The sequence below is a fragment of the Pseudoalteromonas sp. SR41-4 genome (assembly GCF_014163985.1).
GTDB classification, from domain to species: Bacteria; Pseudomonadota; Gammaproteobacteria; order Enterobacterales; family Alteromonadaceae; genus Pseudoalteromonas; species Pseudoalteromonas rhizosphaerae.
This window is the reverse complement of record NZ_JACJEI010000009.1, coordinates 121,801-141,063: the sequence shown is the minus strand read 5'-3', so window position 1 is coordinate 141,063 and position 19,263 is coordinate 121,801. Positions and strand designations below refer to the sequence as shown.

Below are 19,263 nucleotides of genomic sequence, written 5' to 3'. Positions count from 1 at the left end.
ATACTCTCCTAGCGCGATAACGTTTTTAAAATGTCAGCAAATACCCCGGCCGCAGTCACTGCTGAGCCGGCACCATAACCACGAATAACAAATGGACGTGGTTGATAGTATGCACTCAAAATTGCTAAGGCATTTTCGCCGTCACGAATAACAGCCAGAGCATGCTTTTCATCTACCGCTTCAATACCTACTTTGCAGTGGCCTTGTTTGATAGTACCAACATAACGCAACACTTTGCCTTCACTTGCAGCACTTTGAATACGGTCATTAAACGCAGCATCTAAACTTGGCAATTTAGCCATAAATTCGTCAACGTTATCACCTTGGGCAAAACCCAAAGGAAGCACTGATTCAACTTCGATATCGCTCAACTCTAATTTCATACCTGCTTCGCGGGCAATAATTAATAACTTACGCGCGACATCAGTGCCCGATAAATCATCACGTGGATCTGGCTCAGTAAAACCACTCTCTTTTGCTTTAATGGTTGCCTCAGACAGTGATAAACCATCTTGCAATGCGCCAAACATATATGACAATGAACCGGATAAAATTCCGCTAAATTCAAGTAACTCATCGCCAGCACCAAACAGTGACTGTAAGTTATCGATTACTGGAAGACCTGCACCGACATTTGTTTCGTATAAAAACTTACGATTATTTTTTTGCGTTGCTGTAATTAAATCTTGGTAATAAGCATATGAACTTGTATTGGCTTTTTTATTTGCAGCCACAACGTGGAAACCGGCATTCAAAAAGTCTACATACTGAGCCGCTAAAGCATCTGAAGACGTACAATCAACCAGCACTGGATTGATTAAATGATTTTGCCTAACAAATTGTTCAACCAGTTTGAGGTCAAACGGTTGTTCTGATGCTGCCAACTTTTGCTGCCAATCGTCAAAAGCAATTCCTTCGCTATCAAGATGTAATTGACGTGAATTAGCAACACCATACAAGTTTAGTTTGATATTACGTTTTTCAAGCCATGCTTGCTGACGCTCTAACTGCTTAATAAGTTCTTGGCCAACTAAACCACAGCCTAATAAAAATACATCAATTGATGGGATATGAGTGAAGAAGTTTTCGTGACACACTTTTACAGCATCATTACACAGCTCGCCGTCAATCACTGCTGAAATTGCACTTTCAGTTGAATCCTGGGCAATAGCGACAATGTTAACTTGTGCTTGGGCAAGTGATGCGAAAAATTTAGCAGCTAAGCCTTTATGAGCGCGCATATTATCACCCACTAAAGTAACGATTGCTAAATTACGCTGCACTTGTACAGGTTCAATTAGTCCCGCCTGTGATTCAAGCTCAAACGCAGTTTGCAATGCCTCAAGAGCCAATGGCAAATCTGATTCATGGACACAGAAGCTGATACTAAATTCACATGACGATTGAGTGATCAGTACAATCGAAACATTATCGTGAGCAAGGGCATTAAAAACTTTTGATGCCATGCCTACTTTACCTTTCATGCCGGGGCCTGAAACCGTTAGCATCGCAAGATTTTGTAAACTAGATAACGCTTTTACCGGCTCCGATGACACATTATCATTACTGATCAGTGATCCTTGTGCATCCGGATTATGGGTATTTTTAATTTCACACGGCACGCCAGCTTTAGCGCACGGTAGAATTGTTTTAGGATGGAGAACTTTGGCACCAAAGTAAGAAAGCTCCATAGCTTCTTTATATGATAAAAAATCAACTTTAGTGGCTTTTTTGATATAACGCGGATCAGCACTGTACACACCATCAACGTCAGTCCAAATTTGACATACTTCAGCTTCTAAACACGCTGCGGCAATTGCGGCTGAATAATCTGAGCCATTACGTCCCAGTGTAGTTAGCTGGCCTTGTTCGTTGCTAGCTGTAAAGCCAGGCATAATATAAATAGTCGCAGGATTAGCTTTTAAAGCCGTTTGAAAACGAATTTTACTCGCCACTAGATCAGCTTCTGCATCAATATGACCATTAGTTGATGCAATACAATCGGTTGCTTCGAGGTAGTGGGCGTTATGTGAGCTTAATAGACACTGCATCAGTGATACACTGATGCGCTCACCAAAACTAATAACATAAGCACGCACTTGATCTGGACAACATTGGATGAGTTTGACACCCGCTAGCTTATTTTGCAGTTCGTTTAAATCAGGCCAGTTTTGAACACTACCATATTCAGCTTCAACGGCTGCTTTTAAGCTTTGGCAACGCTCAATTAATGCGTGCCACTGTGTATCATAATCAAGTCCTTGTTCAGCAGCGCTTGCCAGTGCAACCAATGAATCGGTCATGCCACCTGGAGCCGATAGCACCAATAACATTTCGTCTTTTAATTGTGCTTTAACTAACTGTGCTACCTGTTGTAGGCAGGCAAAGTCAGCAAGTGACGACCCACCAAATTTTAATACTCGCATTTTTTATGTTTCCTCATCCCATAAAACGAAAAAAGGCCTGTGTTCGTTGTGAACACAGGCCTTTAAATTTGTTGCACCGACCTATGCCACTATCCAGTAAGAATGGTGGTTGTAATAATAATGGTCAATGCGTGATTATTTGTTTTCATAGCCCTTAGACTGCCTTAAACAGGGCTATTCTGTCAACCCCAAATAAAAAGATAAATTATGCCTTTTGATTATAAAGAAATCTAATGAATGCCAAATTTATGCAGTATTTCATTTAATCTTGTTTTATCTATCGGCTTATCAACGAAGGCTATAGCTCCCAACTTAGCGACGCGTTGTTTCATTTCAAGTTGAATATCTGCCGAAATTACCAGCACAAAGCATTCAATTTTTTGTGCTTTAATACCTTCAAGAACTTGTACTCCATCAACTTCGGGCATAGTTAAGTCAAGACACAGTAAATCGAAGTTATGTATATGCATTAACTCTAACGCTTCACGGCCATTTTTTGCTTGCATAATATCTGCTGAGATACACTCATTTAAACAGCGTATAACTTGTTTGCGTGCTACTGTTGAATCATCACACACCAGTACGGAAAAATTCATAATATAGACAACTAAAAATACGGATAATAGATTACTGAGCAGACAACTTATCACTCAATAAATAACGATGTTGTAGTAATGTTGTGATTTTATAACACAAAAATTTAACAGCGATAAGCTTAAGTTTTTGCTAAAAAAAGAAAAATTAACAATGTTTGTACTGTTAAATAAGATTATTTTATTTATTTTTAAACATTTATTAGCTAACTTTAATACTGAGTGTACTCGTTGCTAGGGTATTAATTAAGCTTTGTAAAAAAAATAAAGGAGCTATAGGCCACCGATGCTACAAAAAAGCCTATCAAAAAAGCTACTTACCAGCGTGTTATCCGTCTACTTTTTATTAACTTTTGTAGTCACGTGCGGGCAAGTTATTGCAGAATATGTAAACACGAAAGATTATATACGTGACGAACTGACGACCTTACAAAAAACATTTAGTCGTAGTTTAACCCGTGCTATTTGGGAGCTAAACACTAAACAAACCATCACCACAGCAGAAGGCTTATTAGCAATTCCAATGATTGAAGGTATTATTGTACGTGATGATAGCGGCGAGATAATCTCACAATTAGGTCGCTCACTCGATATTCGCGAGCTATATAGCCAACAATTAGTACAAGAAGAAGCGATTATCGAAGATACTCCATCTGGCTTATTCGGTTATACCTTTCCATTGATCTTTGAATTTTCTGGCCGCGCCACCCAAGTTGGTGATGTCACGCTATTTTCGAGCCGAGAAGTGGTATTTAGTCGCATTATGATCTCAATTTATTTTTTAATTGGCAATGCGATGATCAAAACTACATTTTTAATCATCTTATTCTTAATGGCATTTAGAAAACTACTCACTGAACCTCTAGCACAACTAACAGAGCAAATTGAAGATCTTCAATTAGATGACCTCGAAGGTCAACATATCGAAATTGAAACAACTGAGCACAACGAATTAAAAGTAATGGAACAATCATTCAATAAGTTGATCGATAAAGTTGTGCAATACCGCAAAGAGCTTGAACAAACTCAAAAAGCATTGATAATAAGTAACGAAAAGCTCGATCAGCAAAATCTACAACTTGAACAAGAAGTGGCACGTAAAACATCAAATTTAAGTCAAGCTATGATGGATTTACAGCAACAAAAATACGAGTTGGAAAAACAAAAACTAACGCTCACCGAAGAAGTTGATTTGCGTCGCCATACTGAGCAAGAGCTACTAACTAAACAAACTGAAATGCAACGTTATGTTGATGAACTCAATATGGCGCAAGAGCGTTTAGTCAGCTCAGAAAAAATGGCCGCTTTGGGTGGTTTAGTTGCCGGTATTACCCACGATATCAATACCCCGGTCGGTATAGGGGTTACTGCCACATCCTTTTTGCAAGAGCGTTTAATACAAATTGAAAACGCTTACAAAGAGAAAACACTCTCGCCTAAAGCACTTGAGGAGTTTATTAATGATGCCAAACAAAGTACTAGCCTATTAACCACTAACCTAGACCGTGCTTCAGAGCTGGTTGCCAGCTTTAAGCAAATTGCGGTTGATCAAGCCAGTGAAGCTGTGCGCACTATCAACCTAAAAGAATATCTAGGTGAAATTATTCGCTCATTACACCCTAAGATAAAAAATACCAGTCATCATATTAATTTAGATTGCCCGGTAGATTTAACCTTAAATCTACCTGCTGGTGCTATCAGTCAAATTTTTACCAATTTGATTATGAATTCATTGATCCACGGATTCGATGGTGTCAGCAATGGCATTATAGACATTGCTATTAAAGATGAAGATGACCAAGTGATTATCGACTTTAAAGATAATGGCAATGGCGTTACCGAACAGCAACTTGAAAAACTGTTTGATCCGTTTTTTACGACTAAACGCGATCAAGGCGGCAGTGGTCTGGGCACACACATTACTTTCAATTTGGTCAAGCAAACCTTGAGCGGCGAAATCGATGCGACAAGCTCACCGGGGAACGGCTTGCATTATCATATTAGTTTCCCTAAAGACATGCCAAAACCTTTGTCTATATTTAATAACTAATGCGCCGAGACTGTTTGCCTAACACTTTGCTTAATTGCTAAACGTTTGGCCAATCAGTCATTTGCGCATCAGCTTTTTATTGTTATGATTGGGTAAATTTACCGAATGGATCAATCTCCCTATGTGGTTTAGTAACCTTATTTGTTACCGCTTTAAGCAAGACGTGTCGTACACCCAAGAAGACTTTGAGAAAGCCTTAGAGCAAGATTTATTTCGCCCTTGCGGTAGTCAAGATTTAAGTACATTTGGCTGGACCAAAGCCTTTGGTAAACATGGTGATACCCTTTCCCATTTCTCGCAAAAGAGTATTTTGGTTTGTGCTAAACGTGAAGAAAAAGTACTTCCTGCATCCGTTATCAACGATATGGTTGCTGAAAAAATAGAACTTATCGAAGCAGAAGAAAATCGCCCTGTTAAGAAAAAAGAAAAAGACGAGCTCAAAGAAAATATCCTCCATAGCTTATTACCGCAAGCCTTTAAAAAGTCGAGTTTACAGTTTGCCTTTATTGACCAAGAAAATGGCTGGGTAATCGTCAACAGTGGTAGCTTTAATAAAGCAGAAGAGTTACTAGCACTACTTCGCAAATCACTAGGTACATTGCCGGTAGTTCCTGCATTTGCAAACTATGACTTAGATGTGTTTTTAACGGACTGGTTAACTAACTTCAGTACACCTGAGGGCTTTGCTATTGGCTCTGACGCAGAGCTTGAAGAAGCAGACGATAGCGGTGCTCAAGTTAAGCTTAAAGGCCATGATTTAGCCTGTGATGAAGTTAAATCGCACCTTGAAAGCGGTAAGCGAGTAACAAAACTTGCACTAGATTGGCAAGAGCGCCTGAAGTTCATGCTGCAAAATGATGGCTCTATTAAGCGCTTAAGCTACTCTGAAACATTAAAAGAAGAAAACGCCGACATCCCTAAAGAAGATATGTTGGTCAAACTTGATGCTGACTTTATTCTCGCCTCTGAAGAAATTAAACTAATGCTAGAAGAACTTACGGCTGGTTTAGGTGACGTGGAAGATTTAGCCTAAATTTTGACTAAGTTTTAAATACTAAAAAAGCGCCCTATTGGCGCTTTTTTTAACTGACGAATTAACTTAACTAAATACCGATTTCACATCATCGAGCATATCGTTATATTCATCACTTGAGAAGATATCAAGTGATGGGATCACACCTTTATCAATATAAGTTTGTAATGCTGCAGACTTATCTGAAACTTGTAAAATACCTTCCATAATCGCGCCAATACGAATGAAATCAACATAGCTAATATGCTCTGGGCGATAGTTAGGATTGGCCCAGCTTTCTGCTACTTCAACAAATTCATCAGTAAACTCCCAAGCACGCATGATGGCTCCCCCTACTTTACCGCTAAGCTTTTGAATCGCATGCGCTAAAAAGCTTGGATTGGCAAATACTTCCGGGTGACGTTCCGCTTCAGTCAAAATAGGCAATACACCAATATTATAAACTAGTGATGCCAGTGTAATGGTGTCACGATTCAATGAGGTCTGCTTGTTTTTCTTAAGGAAAAACTCCATCACAGTAATTGAGTGACATGCTACTTTTAAGGTCTTCTGCCATGCCTTATCCATGTAACCTTTGATCAGCTCATTATTTGAAACAAACAGTTGCTCCATCGCCATTGCTGTTGCGATATTTTTGATTTGACGCAGACCAATACGCGTTACCGCTTGATTTATATTAGAAACTTTAACTGTTCGCCCCATAAAAGCACTATTTGCGACTTTTATCATCCGTGCTGCTAATGCCGGATCATGAGAGATCACATCAGCCATTTGCGCTAAGTTTACATCTGGATTATCGGCAGCTTGACGTACACGAACCGCAACCTCAGGCAAGGTGGGTAAAACTAACGTGTCATTATTTATACGATCAACCAAAATGGTCAGTAGTGCGTTTTCTGTTGACATAAATGTGCCATCCTTTTGTATTGATTTGTTAATACACCCAAACCATGGAATGTTTATTTTTTATAAATACAGTATTGTCTAAGTTACCGCTAAAGTTAAGAAAATTACAGAAATTATATTAGTTTATTTTTCTACTACACTTTATATCCCTTCGCTAAGACCATCACAACACAGGAAACTTGCTATTTACGCATAAGATTTGCTTTAATGCTGGCATAACAAGGAAGCGAAATACCCTCTCAAGGGTATCTATAATTAAACTTACTTTTTAACAGGCAATATAATGACTCTCAATAAAATTAGCCAAGCACTTATTCTCACCGGTGCCGTTTTTCTTAGTGCATGTTCAGACCAAGCCAGCGCACCTAAAGCGTCAACTGACGCAGCAGCCTCAATTAAGCAAGTACAAGATAGCGGCCCACAACTTGTTAACGCTGACACTAGTCGCCTTGATATCTATACCGATTTTAGTTTAACGACTGATTTATCACATTTAAGCGACAACCAAAAAGCGTTAATAGCAAAACTTATTGATGCGTCTAAAATTATGGATGATCTATTCTGGCGCCAAGCATTTGGTGAAGATAAAGCGGCATTTTTAGCCAAAATCAATGATCCTAAAGTACAAAAATTTGCCGATATTAACTATGGACCATGGGATAGATTAAATGGCGATCAAGTCTTTTTGTCAGGCTATGAAGATAAAACAGCCGGAGCTCAATTTTATCCAGCCGATATCACTAAAGAAGAGCTAAACAAGGCTGACGTAGCAGATAAAAATGGCCTGTATTCAGTCATTAAGCGAGATGAGCAAGGCAAGCTATATAGCGTTGCCTATTCGGTTGAATATGCTCAAGCCCTTGAAAAAGCGGCTAACTTATTACGTGAGGCGAGCAAGCTTGCCGATGATAAAGAGTTTGCTAGTTACCTGAATTTACGTGCAGATGCACTACAAAACGATGATTATCAAGCATCAGACTTTGCTTGGATGGACATGAAGAACAACCCCATCGATATCGTTATTGGTCCAATCGAAACCTATGAAGATCAATTGTTCGGCTCTCGCGCAGCCTTCGAATCGTATGTATTAGTGAAAGATTTAGCATGGTCAGAGCGCCTTGCTAAATTTGCAGCATTTTTACCAGAGCTACAAAAAGGCCTCCCTGTTGATGGCAAATACAAACAAGAAGTGCCAGGCTCTGATGCGGACTTAAATGCATATGATGTTGTTTACTACGCAGGCCATTCTAATGCTGGCAGTAAAACTATTGCTATTAACTTACCAAATGACGAACAAGTACAACTTGAAAAAGGCACTCGCCGTTTACAACTGAAAAATGCTATGCGCGCTAAGTTTGATAAAATATTGGTGCCAATCGCTGAGCAGTTAATTGTTCCTGAGCAACGTAAACACATTACTTTCGATGCATTTTTTGCCAATACCATGTTCCATGAAGTCGCTCATGGTTTAGGGATAAAAAATACTATCACAGGTAAAGGCACTGTTCGTCAGTCTTTACAAGAACATGCCAGTGCTTTAGAAGAAGGCAAAGCCGATATCTTAGGCTTGTACATGGTTGAGCAGTTACTCAAAAAAGGTGAGATCACAGAGGGAACACTTGAAGATTATTACATCACTTTTATGGCCGGTATTTTCCGCTCAGTGCGTTTTGGCGCATCAAGTGCCCATGGTAAAGCAAATATGATCCGCTTTAACTTTTTCGCAGAAGAAGGTGCATTCTCTAAAAATGAGCAAGGCCTTTACAGCGTAAATATGGAAAAAATGGGCCAAGCAATGGCCAAGCTATCTGGTTTGATCTTAACCTTACAAGGTGATGGTGATTATGAGAAAGTTGATCAACTGATTGCCACACATGGTGATATCAAAGTGGAACTTGCTAAAGATTTAGAAAAACTAAGCCAAGCTAATATCCCTGTAGATGTCACATTTAAACAAGGTAAGAAAGAGTTAGGTTTAGAATAATATAATTAATACTAAAAAGGCGTTTTAGGGGCTCACCTAAAACGCCTTTTTTAATTCAATATTGCTATTACGGGAATGCTAAACCATATTTTTCACTCATTTTTTTTACTTCACCATTAGCAATCATATTATTTAATTCTTTATCGAATAAGGTAATAAACTCATTTAAATTACGTTTTTTTGAAAAACCAAAATAGCCTTTATTAACAATTAATGCCGGTTGTAACTGTTTAACTTGATTAGCTAAACTTAACTGCTTAATAACGGGCTGTGCGGCTCTTGGATGAGTCACTATAATATCGACACGGTCATGAATTAATTGCAAAAAACTGGCTTCTACAGTACCCACTTCAGAAACCTCCAACTGACTTTTATATTGCTCAAAATCGTCACCATAGTTCCAACCTCTTGTTAATCCTACCGATAACTCTTTTAATGTCTCTAAATTATTATGCCACTGGAATTCATTACTATTTTTGACATAAAAAACCAGCGGATCTTGATAGAAAGCAGCCTCACTATAAACCATATATTGCTCTCTAATAGCCGACTTATAAGGGCCTATAAATGCATCAGCTTTGCCAAGTTCAATCATTTTTAGCGCCCGTTTAAATGGCAAAATATCAATTTTAATTTGGCAACCTAAACGCAGGCAAATCTCACCTGCGATGTCGGCGCCTAAGCCTTCTATTTGACCTTGTTCATTTTTTTCAAGTACCGACGGAAAGGTGGTACCAACAAAGTAAAATGTATTTGCTGCACTGTGATGCGAAAATACAATTAACAAGGTAAACAATACAAAAGCTTTCATCCGTTAGTTTGCAATCCTTATATACTGAATGTAATAAACAGCCACGACTTAGTGACCCTAAGCATAGTCTATTTTCACCCAACTAAAAGTCATAATTCCATGATAAAATTCTGTTATATAAACACTCAACCACGATTAAAAATGTGTTTTTAAACGTGCCAATTGCTCTTCACTGTAAGGCACGGCGGGATACTTCCCCCATACTGGCGCAGGCCATGCGACATCGGTTTTATAGCGGGCAATATGATGAATATGTAACTGTGGAACCATGTTACCAAGCGCTGCGACATTAAGTTTATCTGGGTTAAGTACCTCCTTGAGGAGCCGACTTAACTTCGCTGACTCTTGCATTAGCAATAGCTGTTCAGACTCGCTTAGATCAATGCTCTCTTTTAAATTCGCTTTACGAGGCACTAAAATAAACCACGGGTATTGACTATCATTCATAAGTAACACTTTGCATAATGGCCAATCGGCCAGTTCAATACAATCACGTGCAAGTTCTGGGGCTAAAGAGAATTCAACGGTCATTTTTATTCCTTACAAATTAAGTGCATTACATTTTCGCTACTTTATAGCATTTAGTTGCAGTTGCCCACGCTTGGCTTTACCATCGTTGCAGTTTTTATTCGAGCGAAGGTAAACACGTGTTAAAAAAAATTAAACACCTCTCATACTTGCTACCTTTGGTGGCAACAGCCATCACAGTGCAAGCTAAGCCTCTTACTTTAGAACGTATTTTTGATGATCCAAGTTTAGCGGGTAAAGCACCTGTACAGCTTAAGTTTTCACCAGACGGTAGCCGAGTTACCTACCTGCAAGGTAAAAGCGACGATTACAACCGTTATGATTTATGGGAATATAATTTAAAAGATAACAAAAATCGTATTTTAGTCGACTCTGCCAAACTTTTTTCAGGCCCCGAAAACCTCTCAGACGAAGAAAAAGCACGCCGTGAGCGCCAACGTATTTTTGGTAAAGGTATTTTAGAATACAAATGGTCTAAAGACGGTAAAGCCTTGTTATTTCCACTTAATGGTGACCTCTATTATTACGAGCTAGGAGCAGGAAAAAGCCGTAAACTGACCGATACTGAGGCATTTGAAACCGACGCACGCTTTTCACCAAAAGGAAACTTTGTCTCGTTTGTCCGTGAACAAAATCTTTATGCGCTAAATCTTAAATCAGGTAAAGAAATTCAGCTGAGTAAAGATGGCGGCGGTGTGATCAAAAACGCCATGGCGGAGTTTGTCGCGCAAGAAGAAATGGGCCGAATGACAGGTTATTGGTGGTCTGGTGATGAATCAAAAATAGCCTTCACTCGCATTGACGAAAGCCCAGTTAAAGAAGCTATCCGCAATGAAATTTACGCTGATGAAGTGAAACTGTTTAACCAACGCTACCCATTTACCGGCACTAATAATGTAAAAATTCAACTTGGTGTGGTTAAGCTCGATAATCAAAAAACTGATTGGGTTGATTTAGGTAAAGACGAAGACATTTACATTGCCCGTGCAAAATGGTTAGAAGATGACAAAACCCTATCATATCAGTGGCAAAACCGCTCACAGCACAACTTAGAATTGCGCTTTTATAACAGCGAAACAACAGAGCAAAAAGTCGCCTTAACAGAAACTAGTGATACCTGGATCAACTTACATTTTGATCTACAGTTTTTGAAAGACAAAAAACATTTTGTTTGGGCCTCTGAGCGCAATGGCTTTAAGCATTTATATCTATATCGTACCAATGGTAAGTTAGTGCGTCAGATCACCGATGGTGACTGGGTGGTTGATAGCTTAAAAGGTATTGATGAGAAAAAAGGCATTGTCTACTTTGCCGGACGCAAAGACACGCCTTTGGAAAGCCAGCTATACAGTGTTCCACTGTTTAAAAAGGGAGATATTAAACGTATCACTGAGCAAGGTGCTTATCACAATGTGGTAATGGCAAAAGACAGTAAAACTTTTATTGATAACAGTTCATCGGTCAACAAGCCAAACTCAGCTGCACTGCGTAAAGTAAACGGTGAATTTGTTACTTGGTTAGAACAAAATAAACTTGATGAAAACCATCCTCTTACCCCTTATCTTGCTGATCTAGCTGAGCCTGAATATGGCACTTTGACTGCTGATGATGGTCAAGTGATGCACTATCGTTTATTTAAACCTGCAACGGTAAATGATGGTAAAAAACACCCTGTTCTTGTCAATGTCTATGGCGGCCCGCACGCACAACGCGTAACCAATAGTTGGCGCAGCAAAAACTTATATTTCCAATATATGGCACAGCAAGGTTATGTAGTGTTCCAATTAGATAACCGTGGTTCGTATAATCGTGGTAAAAAGTTTGAAGATGCCATTTACAAACATTTAGGTGTGGTTGAAGTGGCTGATCAAATAAAAGGCGTCGAATTTTTACGTACGCTTGATTATGTTGACCCACAACGTATTGGTATTTATGGTCACAGTTACGGTGGCTATATGGCATTAATGACCATGTTTAAAGCTGGTGATTATTTTCAAGCAGGCGTATCTGGAGCGCCAGTGACTGATTGGGCACTGTATGATACTCACTATACCGAGCGTTATTTAGGACATCCTGATACAAATGCCAAAGGCTATGCAGACAGTGCGGTATTTCCATACGCAGATGGCTTGAAAGGGCCATTAATGATCTACCATGGTATGGCCGACGATAACGTATTGTTTACCCATGCCACTAAGTTATTTAAACAATTGCAAGATAACGAAAAGCAATTTGAAATGATGACTTATCCTGGTTCCAAGCACAGCTTACGGGGTAAACAAGTGCAAACTCACTTGCATCAAACAATCACTAACTTCTTTAATCGTCATTTTGATGTAGAGTAAATCAGTAATGACCGCATAACGGCTGATTGAAAAATCAGCCTTTTTTTTGACTTAATGATAATCCTATTTATTTAAAAACTTTAGACCAAAACAAGGGACTGTTAACTAGATTTTAAAGTAATATTTACTACGCTTAATATATGCGCGCCTTCTGCGAGCACTTCTAAAGGATTTTTTATGTCGTACCTACGCCGTTTTACTATTTTTCAGCGCTTAGCTATTTTGGTAAGTTTGGTCGTTGTTGGTTTACTTTTTTTAAGTATTACTAGTTTAACTCAGCAATATGGTTCACTCAAAGCAGGCCAATATACGAAAACTAAAAATCTGGTTGAAGCTGCTTATAGCGTTATTACCCATTATCATTCATTACAACAAAGCGGCGAACTCACCGAGCAACAAGCCCAACAAGGTGCTCTAGCTACAATAGCTAGTATTCGCTATGACAATGACAATTACTTCTGGATCAATAATTTTCAGCCAGCCATGGTTATGCATCCTTTTAAACCAGAATTAAACGGTAAATCACTCAGCAACAGTAAAGACCCAGATGGCGTACCGTTATTTGTTGAAATGGTTAAAATAGTTAAGCAAAGTGGTGAAGGTTTTATCCCTTACAAATGGCCTAAACCAGGTAAAGATCAACCAGTTGATAAAATAGCCTATGTGAAAGGTTTTACCCCGTGGCAATGGATAGTCGGTTCAGGTGTTTATATTGATACTATTGATAACGCTTTTGCCAGCTTACGGAATTTAGTTATTCTCAATGCCGCAGTGATTATTTTGCTGTTAATTAGTTTAAGTTACTTAATCGCCAGAAGTATTTTACTGCCAACTCGGCTTGCTGCAAATATGATGAAAAGTATCTCTCAAGGTGAAGGGGATTTAACCCAAACCTTAGATGAAAATGGTAATGATGAGGTATCACGATTATCTCGCCACTTTAATTTATTTACTACCAAAATGCGTGAGTCACTTAAACAAGTGGCAAATAATGCCAATGATGTTAACCAGCATGCCCAAACAGTGGATGATGCGAGTAAAACCAATCATTCTTTTATTGAACTGCAAAACGATAGCTCAACGCAAGTCGCTGCAGCAATGGAGCAAATGACCCACCAAATTCATGATGTAAGTCGCAATGCCGAAGCGGCTGAACAAGCCGCTAACCAAGCCGCGGTGAATGCATCTGAAGGTAAAGAAGTCGTTGCTAAAACAATTCAATCCATAGAAACACTGTCCAAAAACATTGAAACTGTGAGTCAAGTTACCGCTGATTTAGCTCAAGAAAGTAATAATATAGGATCGGTACTAGACGTGATCCGCGGTATTGCGGAGCAAACCAATTTACTGGCACTCAATGCTGCAATCGAAGCGGCACGTGCTGGCGAACAAGGCCGAGGGTTTGCCGTTGTAGCTGATGAAGTACGCACTCTTGCAAGTCGCACAGGCAAGAGCACAGACGAAATTCAGGCAATGATAGCCAAATTACAAAAAGGCGCACAGGCGGCTGTAGAGGCGGTGACAGCTAGCCAACAATTATCCACCAGCACAGTACAACAAGCTGGCTCTGCCAATACCTCATTAACTGAAATTGAACGTCTGGTGTCGGTGATCACCGATATGAATGGTCAAATAGCCCGTGCGACTGAGCAACAATCAAGTGCTGCGGATGAAGTCAATTTGCGAATTAATGAACTATCGCAATCAACCGAACAGTCTCTGGCCAATACATCACAACTTTCTGGTGCAAGCGATAATCTTAAACACAGTAGCCAACAGCTAACTGATGTGGTTAATCGCTTTAAATTAGATTAATTAACAAAAACAAATTACAAAAAAGCCCCGTCATTTTATATGACGGGGCTGTTGTATTTAATACTGCTTATTATAAGCAGTAACGAGCAAATAAACTGCTTAAGCCTGCTGCAGTTGGTTTACCGTGCTGCCAATCACCACCTTCAACACCACTACCGGCAATATCCATATGCACATAAGGTAAAGGCTGTGCTGACTCACAACCATGCTTATCAAGGCCACCAACAATAGCTAAAAATGCCATAGGGAACTGATGACCACGTGCGGTAACTGCTGATGCTGCATTGTTACTTGATAATACGTCATCAGCTAAAGTACGCGGTTTAATAAAATCATAGTCTTCGCGACGGCTGCGAGAAACTTCTGCACCATCAGCCCATAAGTCACCACTATCAGCCAGCTTACGAGAAATATTAGCCGCACGTGCAGGGCCATTTTCAACGTATGCACTGTAAGGTCCCATTGCACGAGCTGCATGTCCGGTTAACGTTGCGACCGTAAAGATTTCAGGATTAACTTCTCCTTTTGCTAAATCTTTCATCTCGCTGAGTAAATCCCCCATAGCTAAGCGCCCTTCTGCATCCGTATTACCGATGCGAACACGTACGCCCTCACGGCTAGTAATAATTTCATCTGGTACAAAACAATCAGAACCAATTGAATTACGAACTACCGCTAAGTAAGCAATAACTTTAACGCCTTGTGGTTGAAAGTCTGCCACTGATTTCATAAAACCAGCAACAGAGGCTGCGCCGCCTTTATCACGGCTCATACCGGCCATATGCCCGCCCACTTTTAAATCGGCACCACCGGTGTCATAAACTAAGCCTTTACCGACAAACATTAAGGTACGTGTTACTTCGCCCTCTGGTACATATTCAAGTTTTACAACACGAGGGTGATGACGCTCAACCGCATATGAAGCGCGAGCCACGGTACTCATCATCGGGTACTCTTTATCAATCGTGGCAATATCTGCAATCACTGCAACATTGACCTTGCTGCCTTTAAATAAATCTACACAGTAATCAGCAAAACGTGGTGGCGCCATACGCTCAGGCTCAGTGCCACATAAATCACGAGCAGCATACTGCCCTGCGGCAATGGCATTTACTGCTTTAATTGTTTGCTCATTAGCACCAAACAAGGCTATTTGAGTGATCGGTTCAATGCTTTCACCATGAAACTCGCGCGCCTCAAGCGGCTGCCACAACGCTTGGCAAGCACCAAGATAAGCAACTTCTAAGGCATACTGATAACGGCTATCTTGGCTTGCTTGTGGTAAGTAAATAGCAGGTTTTGTACTGCCTGATGCTTTAGCTTCATTGATAGCCAATTTAGCTGCATCAAAATAACGACGTACATCGTCATAATCACGATTTAATGGACCTGTCGGCGCTAAAATTACCCTTTTAGAATCAACAACAAGCAGCGTGACTTGCTTACCAATACGTGCATCAACCGCCATTTGCGCTTTAATAGCTTGGCTTAGATTCGGGTCGTCTAACTCAGAAAAGTTATCGGCAATAATAATAAGCGCATCATGTTTTGCGTTATCTAATTGCGGGGCTGCAACTGCGTGAGGATATGCCATAAAAAAAGGTCCTGTTGTCAAAATACGTAGGAACTTATTATCATTGATTTAAATAGCTATTGCCAGCAATGTACGACGAGCTAACATAACGCTGGCAACTTGGAGTTACAGTGTAAAATACAGCAGTTACTCACTGCCCACTTATCATTTATTGAAGCAAATAGCGCGCAGTATCTTAATCTAATATACTCAGCTGTACATGTTGCTGCGGTTCATTTTTAACACCGACCCCTACACCGAGTAACCGCACTGGCTGCTGCAAGCCACGTTGATATGCTTTGCTCAGCAGCTCAGCCAAGATAGTTTCATCAAGTCGGTGGCAAGTTTGATCGGCCGATGTCACCACAAAATTAGCAAACTTCACTTTGACACTGAGTTTATTTATGCGTTGCTCTAATTGCTGTTTTGTTAATCGACGTTGAAGCTCAGCCAATAATATTGGCAATTGATCTAAACACGCTTGTAAGCTGGTTTTATTATATTCATAGGTATGCTCAACACTGAGCGATTTACGGGTACGTTCTGTGGATACTTTACCAATATGTAAACCGGCACATTTTTGATACAGCGAGACCCCAAAGTTACCAACGTGTTGCTGCATCCAATTAACCCCTTTAGCGCGCACATCAGCACCGGTGTATAAGCCTTTTAAATTGAGTTTTTCAAGGGTAACCTTACCGACCCCGGGTATTTTACCCAAAAGTAATTGCGCTAAAAAGTCATCCACTTGCTCAGGCAATACTACAAATTGACCATTCGGTTTATTTTCATCACTGGCAATTTTGGCAATAAATTTTATCGGCGCAATTCCAGCCGAAGCAGTTAAACCGGTGGCTGCAAAAATATCGGCGCGGATCTGCTCTGCCATTAAGGTCGCACTACCATGACATGCATTACTTTCAGTCACATCAAGGTAAGCTTCATCTAAAGAAAGAGGCTCTATAAGGTCGGTATAGCGCTGGAATACAGCACGAATTTGCGAAGAGGCTTGTTTATAAACTTGCATACGCCCTGGTACAATCACTAAATCTGGGCATAATTGTTTAGCACGGTAGTTAGACATCGCAGAACGCACACCGTATTCGCGGGCGATGTAATTTGCTGTAGAGAGCACTCCACGGCGACTATTGCCACCAATTGCCAAAGGTACATTAGCAAGCGCGGGGTTATCGCGCATTTCGACGGCTGCGTAAAAGCAATCCATGTCAATATGAATAAACTTTTTCATTCCTCAAACCAAGCACTGTACAAATGAACAGTTATTATTCATTAAGTTTGATTTATTAGCAAGTCATCAGCTCGATGATTCTTGCTGTGAAGACTTTTTACGATTAAATAACCTCGCACCGAATAACCAAAAAGCACCTTCTAAAATAAAACCAACTACGATTAGTATCACCATCCCAGAAGCATTGCCCATCGCATAACAAACGAATGCCAAACAGATCACCACCAGTAGCGCTAAGCGTTTCATTATTTTTGCTGTCACTGTATTCATAATTAGCTCCTTTAAATCAGATTAAAGTATTCATTTACGTAACCGTGAACTACTAAAACTAGCACATTTTCACTGTTTTCCTAATTTTCTTGAGCTAAACAGCACCAATTGCTAATCTACGTTTTTACTTTAAAGAGCTGTAGAATATGCAATCATTTATAGAACAACATCCTATCCATACAGCAATTAATGTTGCTTGGGGAGAAATGGATGCCTTACAACATGTCAATAATGTGGTGTATTTTCGTTATTTCGAAACTGCTCGAATTGATTTTTTTAATCAAATAAATTTACTCGAAGATTTACAAACAACAGGTATTGGTCCTGTGATTAGTGAAAATAACGCGCGTTATAAACGCCCAGTCACATTTCCTGATACAGTGTTGGTAGGCGTTACCATCAGTGATATTCAAAAAGACCGTTTTATGATGCACTACAGCGTATTTAGCCAAGCGCAAAATGCCTTGACTACATTAGGGTCATCGCAAGTGGTGATGTTTAATTTTAAAACGGGTAAGAAAGCACAATTAAGTGAGCCATTATTGGCTGCATTACATAAGTACAGCCGAGAATCATAAAAGTAAGGAATCATTATGCGTTACAACCCACTTGGTAGCAGTGGTCTAAATGTGTCTCGTGTATGCTTAGGCAGCATGACGTGGGGCGTACAAAATAATCAAGCAGATGCTGATGAGCAAATTGCTTATGCCTTAGAGCATGGCGTAAACTTCATTGATACTGCAGAAATGTATGCCATACCTCCCACTCCTGATACGTACGGAAAGACAGAGCAAATTATCGGTAATTGGTTAGCGCGTAATCCAGGTAAGCGAGACGATATTGTGCTCGCCACTAAAATTGCTGGCAATGGCCTAGCTTGGATACGCGATGGCGGCGATATTACTCGTCAAGCAGTCGTTCATGCCGTTGACGAGTCATTAAAACGCCTACAAACCGATGTAATTGATTTATACCAACTGCATTGGCCGAATCGTCAATCACCGCACTTTAGCAAACATTGGCCAGGTATGATCCGTTTTAGTGACGCTAATACAGAGCAACACACAGCGGGTATGCTCGATATTCTTGAAGGTTTAAACGACTGTGTTAAAGCTGGTAAAATTAAATATTGTGGTCTCTCTGACGACACGCCATGGGGTATTAGCCAATTTTTACGGTTAAGTGAACAACATAATTTAACGCGCATGGTCTCTATTCAAAATGAATTTAGTTTATTACACGCTAAAGATTGGCCTTATCTAATAGAGCAATGTATTCACGAAGATATTGCTTATTTACCTTGGTCACCCTTAGCAGGCGGTATGTTAAGTGGTAAATATTTAAATAGCGCACGTCCCGATGGTAGCCGCTGGACACTGGTGCAGCGTAATGGTTTATTCCGTGACACAGCGCAATCTCAACAAGCAATCAGCCACTATGTTGAAATTGCCCAGCAATACCAAATAACCCCAGCACAATTGGCGCTTGCATGGTGTGACCAAGTTGATGGCGTTACTTCTTCAATTATTGGTGCAACCAGCTTGGTACAACTAAAAGATGACATTGCCGCGTTCAACATCGAATTAAGTGAACAAGCTCTAACTGATATCGGTAATGTATTTAAGCAATACCCAATGCCATTTTAATCAATAAAGCCCAATCATTATCAATGCTTGGGCT

15 protein-coding genes are annotated in these 19,263 nt (G+C 40.0%); 7 read left to right on the top strand and 8 right to left on the bottom strand.

The window, feature by feature from the left end:
* Window positions 1-8: 8 nt before the first annotated feature.
* Together thrA and H5180_RS09835 are read right to left on the bottom strand one after the other, a co-directional pair.
* A complete protein-coding gene (thrA, locus tag H5180_RS09840) occupies window positions 9-2,426 on the bottom strand; it encodes a bifunctional aspartate kinase/homoserine dehydrogenase I (protein ID WP_145241147.1) in 2,418 nt (805 codons plus the stop codon).
* Window positions 2,427-2,656: 230 nt separating this feature from the next.
* Window positions 2,657-3,022 carry a response regulator gene (locus H5180_RS09835; RefSeq protein WP_182731831.1) on the bottom strand — a complete coding sequence of 122 codons (366 nt, stop codon included), beginning with the start codon at window positions 3,020-3,022 and terminating at the stop codon, window positions 2,657-2,659.
* 283 nt (window positions 3,023-3,305) lie between these two features.
* On the opposite strand from H5180_RS09835, the gene H5180_RS09830 reads away from it, so the two are divergent.
* Together H5180_RS09830 and rdgC are read left to right on the top strand one after the other, a co-directional pair.
* Window positions 3,306-5,069: a HAMP domain-containing sensor histidine kinase gene (locus H5180_RS09830; RefSeq protein ID WP_145241149.1), complete on the top strand. Its 1,764-nt coding sequence runs from the start codon at window positions 3,306-3,308 to the stop codon at window positions 5,067-5,069.
* 121 nt (window positions 5,070-5,190) lie between these two features.
* Window positions 5,191-6,102: a recombination-associated protein RdgC gene (gene rdgC, locus H5180_RS09825; RefSeq protein WP_182758159.1), complete on the top strand. Its 912-nt coding sequence runs from the start codon at window positions 5,191-5,193 to the stop codon at window positions 6,100-6,102.
* A 66-nt stretch (window positions 6,103-6,168) separates the two neighbouring features.
* On the opposite strand, the gene H5180_RS09820 is transcribed toward rdgC, so the two are convergent.
* Window positions 6,169-7,008, bottom strand: coding sequence for an HDOD domain-containing protein (locus H5180_RS09820; protein WP_145241153.1), 840 nt, complete (start codon window positions 7,006-7,008; stop codon window positions 6,169-6,171).
* Window positions 7,009-7,291: 283 nt separating this feature from the next.
* Here H5180_RS09820 and H5180_RS09815 point away from each other — a divergent pair, with 283 nt between their 5' ends.
* Window positions 7,292-8,992: a dipeptidyl-peptidase 3 family protein gene (locus tag H5180_RS09815; RefSeq protein WP_145241155.1), complete on the top strand. Its 1,701-nt coding sequence runs from the start codon at window positions 7,292-7,294 to the stop codon at window positions 8,990-8,992.
* A gap of 67 nt (window positions 8,993-9,059) precedes the next feature.
* Here H5180_RS09815 and H5180_RS09810 read toward each other — a convergent pair whose 3' ends face one another.
* Entirely contained in the window at window positions 9,060-9,803 is a 744-nt protein-coding gene (locus H5180_RS09810) for an ABC transporter substrate-binding protein (RefSeq protein WP_182758158.1), read from the bottom strand.
* Between the two features lie 135 nt (window positions 9,804-9,938).
* Entirely contained in the window at window positions 9,939-10,334 is a 396-nt protein-coding gene (locus H5180_RS09805) for an HIT domain-containing protein (RefSeq protein WP_145241160.1), read from the bottom strand.
* 116 nt (window positions 10,335-10,450) lie between these two features.
* On the opposite strand from H5180_RS09805, the gene H5180_RS09800 reads away from it, so the two are divergent.
* The gene (locus H5180_RS09800) at window positions 10,451-12,676 is read left to right on the top strand and encodes a S9 family peptidase (RefSeq protein ID WP_145241162.1); all 2,226 of its coding nucleotides are present in this window, start codon (window positions 10,451-10,453) and stop codon (window positions 12,674-12,676) included.
* Between the two features lie 177 nt (window positions 12,677-12,853).
* The gene (locus H5180_RS09795) at window positions 12,854-14,491 is read left to right on the top strand and encodes a methyl-accepting chemotaxis protein (protein ID WP_182734626.1); all 1,638 of its coding nucleotides are present in this window, start codon (window positions 12,854-12,856) and stop codon (window positions 14,489-14,491) included.
* A 70-nt stretch (window positions 14,492-14,561) separates the two neighbouring features.
* Here H5180_RS09795 and H5180_RS09790 read toward each other — a convergent pair whose 3' ends face one another.
* The 3 genes from H5180_RS09790 to H5180_RS09780 form a co-directional block, all read right to left on the bottom strand.
* On the bottom strand, window positions 14,562-16,085 hold the full coding sequence (locus tag H5180_RS09790; RefSeq protein ID WP_182718306.1) for a leucyl aminopeptidase family protein: 1,524 nt from the start codon (window positions 16,083-16,085) through the stop codon (window positions 14,562-14,564).
* A 175-nt stretch (window positions 16,086-16,260) separates the two neighbouring features.
* The gene (gene dinB / locus H5180_RS09785; RefSeq protein WP_182758157.1) at window positions 16,261-17,313 is read right to left on the bottom strand and encodes a DNA polymerase IV; all 1,053 of its coding nucleotides are present in this window, start codon (window positions 17,311-17,313) and stop codon (window positions 16,261-16,263) included.
* A gap of 66 nt (window positions 17,314-17,379) precedes the next feature.
* Window positions 17,380-17,583, bottom strand: coding sequence for a hypothetical protein (locus H5180_RS09780; RefSeq protein ID WP_145241170.1), 204 nt, complete (start codon window positions 17,581-17,583; stop codon window positions 17,380-17,382).
* 146 nt (window positions 17,584-17,729) lie between these two features.
* Here H5180_RS09780 and H5180_RS09775 point away from each other — a divergent pair, with 146 nt between their 5' ends.
* Both H5180_RS09775 and H5180_RS09770 read left to right on the top strand, forming a co-directional pair.
* Window positions 17,730-18,161: a thioesterase family protein gene (locus tag H5180_RS09775; RefSeq protein ID WP_145241172.1), complete on the top strand. Its 432-nt coding sequence runs from the start codon at window positions 17,730-17,732 to the stop codon at window positions 18,159-18,161.
* A gap of 15 nt (window positions 18,162-18,176) precedes the next feature.
* A complete protein-coding gene (locus H5180_RS09770) occupies window positions 18,177-19,229 on the top strand; it encodes an aldo/keto reductase (RefSeq protein ID WP_182758156.1) in 1,053 nt (350 codons plus the stop codon).
* Window positions 19,230-19,263 lie beyond the last annotated feature (34 nt).

Coding starts and splice junctions, on each gene's coding strand:
- H5180_RS09770 (WP_182758156.1), top strand. CDS start 18,177: ATGCGTTACAACCCACTTGGTAGCAGTGGTCTAAATGTGTCTCGTGTA.
- rdgC (WP_182758159.1), top strand. CDS start 5,191: ATGTGGTTTAGTAACCTTATTTGTTACCGCTTTAAGCAAGACGTGTCG.
- H5180_RS09775 (WP_145241172.1), top strand. CDS start 17,730: ATGCAATCATTTATAGAACAACATCCTATCCATACAGCAATTAATGTT.
- thrA (WP_145241147.1), bottom strand. CDS start 2,426: ATGCGAGTATTAAAATTTGGTGGGTCGTCACTTGCTGACTTTGCCTGC.
- H5180_RS09835 (WP_182731831.1), bottom strand. CDS start 3,022: ATGAATTTTTCCGTACTGGTGTGTGATGATTCAACAGTAGCACGCAAA.
- H5180_RS09780 (WP_145241170.1), bottom strand. CDS start 17,583: ATGAATACAGTGACAGCAAAAATAATGAAACGCTTAGCGCTACTGGTG.
- H5180_RS09795 (WP_182734626.1), top strand. CDS start 12,854: ATGTCGTACCTACGCCGTTTTACTATTTTTCAGCGCTTAGCTATTTTG.
- dinB (WP_182758157.1), bottom strand. CDS start 17,313: ATGAAAAAGTTTATTCATATTGACATGGATTGCTTTTACGCAGCCGTC.
- H5180_RS09790 (WP_182718306.1), bottom strand. CDS start 16,085: ATGGCATATCCTCACGCAGTTGCAGCCCCGCAATTAGATAACGCAAAA.
- H5180_RS09805 (WP_145241160.1), bottom strand. CDS start 10,334: ATGACCGTTGAATTCTCTTTAGCCCCAGAACTTGCACGTGATTGTATT.
- H5180_RS09830 (WP_145241149.1), top strand. CDS start 3,306: ATGCTACAAAAAAGCCTATCAAAAAAGCTACTTACCAGCGTGTTATCC.
- H5180_RS09810 (WP_182758158.1), bottom strand. CDS start 9,803: ATGAAAGCTTTTGTATTGTTTACCTTGTTAATTGTATTTTCGCATCAC.
- H5180_RS09815 (WP_145241155.1), top strand. CDS start 7,292: ATGACTCTCAATAAAATTAGCCAAGCACTTATTCTCACCGGTGCCGTT.
- H5180_RS09820 (WP_145241153.1), bottom strand. CDS start 7,008: ATGTCAACAGAAAACGCACTACTGACCATTTTGGTTGATCGTATAAAT.